The sequence below is a fragment of the Bacillus cereus group sp. BceL291 genome, assembly GCF_051776705.1.
In the GTDB taxonomy this organism is placed as follows: domain Bacteria; phylum Bacillota; class Bacilli; order Bacillales; family Bacillaceae_G; genus Bacillus_A; species Bacillus_A cereus.
Genome location: NZ_JBPWAP010000182.1, coordinates 1 through 2,684 on the forward strand (window position 1 = coordinate 1; position 2,684 = coordinate 2,684).

Here is a 2,684-nt window from a genome sequence, read left to right on the forward strand (position 1 = left end):
GGTGCGACACGTTCCTAAGTGAAAAGCTTAGGCACTGTCGGACAATTGTTCAACAGTGAACTTTCATTCCGAGTTGTCAAATGATAGGGTAACGCCTTGAAGGGCACCTCTAATATTCCGACATGCGGTTAGATTGGCAAGAGTCTAACGGTTTGAAGCTCGGGGAAGTCGGCTGAGAGCTACCGTAAGTTAAAATACACGAAAGCTGTCCAGAGGTGGGTGGTGTAGCTTATAGGCCGGGGGTCTACAAAACACTTATGGTTAGAATGCACGATGATGCAATCGCGAACTTTGAAAGTGCAGACGAATCTCTGATGGTACGGGTCTATATCGGAAGCATATCGAAAGGTATGCTGACACAATTAGTGTCGCTATTGTGGGCTAGTAAGACTCTCCTTTATGAACGTCCATATGTTGTTACAGGCAACATCAAGGTAGCAGGCTCATAGGAGAAACCTAAAAGTGTATGTACAGATAGGAATGAAGGAACGTGGTAAGCTACCAACGCAGAGGACTTGCTTCTGACGAAGCGTTTCTAGGGAAAGCACTAATGAGATTAGTTAGTCGTATAACCTAGATTTATGGTAGTGAAGGTGGTGGCATAGTACCTATGAAACGTCTAATGAACGTGGAGGGATAGCCACTAGTCAATTGCAGGCTAATTGTTACTTACGGTTAACATGGATTCGAGTAAGACTAAGAGATGTAGTGTTTCTCCATAAGGAGGCTACAGCCCATGTTAAAGAAAACCAAGCTAAGACATAGCGAATACTACGATATGCAAACGAAATATGATCAACTATATTCCTATAGTCTTAACGGTAACAATTTCTATAAGTTAATGGATATGATTGGTTCAGAAGAAAATATTAGATTAGCGTATAGAAACATTAAAACAAATAAGGGTAGTAAGACCGCTGGTGTAGATGGATTAACTATTAAAGATATTTGGCATTTAAATGATACACAGGTAGTAAAACAAGTCAGAAAAAGATTGAAATGGTATCGACCGCAACCCGTTAAGAGAGTATACATCCCAAAAGAGGGAAGCGATAAGATGCGCCCATTAGGTATTCCTACTATTTGGGATAGACTTGTCCAACAGAGCATTTTACAAGTGCTTGAACCCATATGTGAAGCGAAATTCCATAATCATAGTTATGGATTTAGGCCAAACAGAAGTACTCATCATGCGCTCAGTCGAATGGTGAGTCTAATGAATCTAGGGCGTCAGCATTATTGTGTAGACATAGATATCAAAGGTTTCTTTGATAACGTAAGTCATGGGAAATTACTCAAGCAGTTATGGACCTTAGGTGTGCGTGATAAATCACTCCTAAGTGTTATCTCGAAAATCTTAAAATCTGAAGTTCAAGGAGAAGGTATCCCAACTAAAGGAACACCGCAAGGTGGTATTATATCTCCCCTATTATCCAACGTGGTTTTAAATGAATTGGATTGGTGGATTAGCAATCAATGGGAAACTTTTCAGCCTAAGAACTATAAGACGGCTATAGCCTTTAGGGGCTATGCTCGCAAATACACAAATCTTAAAGATGGGTTTATTGTGCGGTATGCTGACGATTTTAAAATCATGTGTAGAACATATATTGGTGCCAAAAGATATTATTATGCCACCATTGATTTCTTGCGTACGAGATTAGGACTTGAAATTAATGAGCAAAAATCTAAAGTAGTTAATCTTAAAAAGAATTCTTCGAACTTTTTGGGGTTTAAAGTGAAGTTGGTTCAACAAGGTCAATCTAAACATGGCTATGTTGCCAAAAGTAGTATGACGGACAAAGCTATGCAAAACACCCAAAGAATTCTAAAGGATAAGGTAAAAGAAATCCAAAGGCATCCAACATCAGAAAATGTACTTAAATTCAATATTACCCTTATTGGCATTCAAAATTATTACAAGTACGCTACTAAAATTTATATAGATTTGACAAAAATTAACTACACTCTACTCAAATCCATGAAAAACAGGCTCAGTGAAAATGGAAAAGTAATTCAATTTTATGAAACTCCTAAGAAATTTCAACTACGTGCCAAAGGAATTCAGTCTAATACTAAAATATATACAGTTTGTGCCACACCTTTACTTCCAGTTACAGGCGTACATCATAAGAATCCATGGAACTTCTCACAAAATATATGCAATTACACCGCAAAAGGTCGTAATAAAATTCATGAGAATCTTAAAGCCATACCTAAGGATGTCTTAAAACAAGTCATGACAACATACTCCCGAAATAGGAGTATTGAATACAATGATAACAGGATATCGAGATATGTTGCACAATACGGAAAGTGCTATGTAACTGAAGAAGTTATAGGTATAGATAGGGTACATTGTCATCATAAAATTCCTTTGAAAAGTGGTGGAACTGATAAATATCACAACTTAATAATTGTGGATAAATATATACATCAATTAATCCACATGACAGATGAGATTAAAATCAGAGCTGCGCTCTTGGCGTTGAAATTGAACGATAAGCAATTAAATAAATTGAATACACTCAGAACTGAGGCTGAAAATGAACCGATAACTGTATAAATTGACTTATATCAATTAGCTGAAAATGATGGGACGCCGTATGACGGGAAACTGTCACGTACGGTGTTAGGTGGGGGAAAAGGTGGAGATGATATCAAAGCTTTACCTATCACGCACA

The 2,684-nt window shown here is 37.6% G+C and carries 1 protein-coding gene; it reads left to right on the forward strand.

Annotated features, from left to right (window positions below; translation table 11 throughout):
- The first annotated feature begins 736 nt into the window (after window positions 1-736).
- Window positions 737-2,566, forward strand: a complete 1,830-nt coding sequence (gene ltrA, locus ACS2CR_RS33830; protein ID WP_098879240.1) for a group II intron reverse transcriptase/maturase — start codon at window positions 737-739, stop codon at window positions 2,564-2,566.
- The last annotated feature ends 118 nt before the right edge of the window (window positions 2,567-2,684 follow it).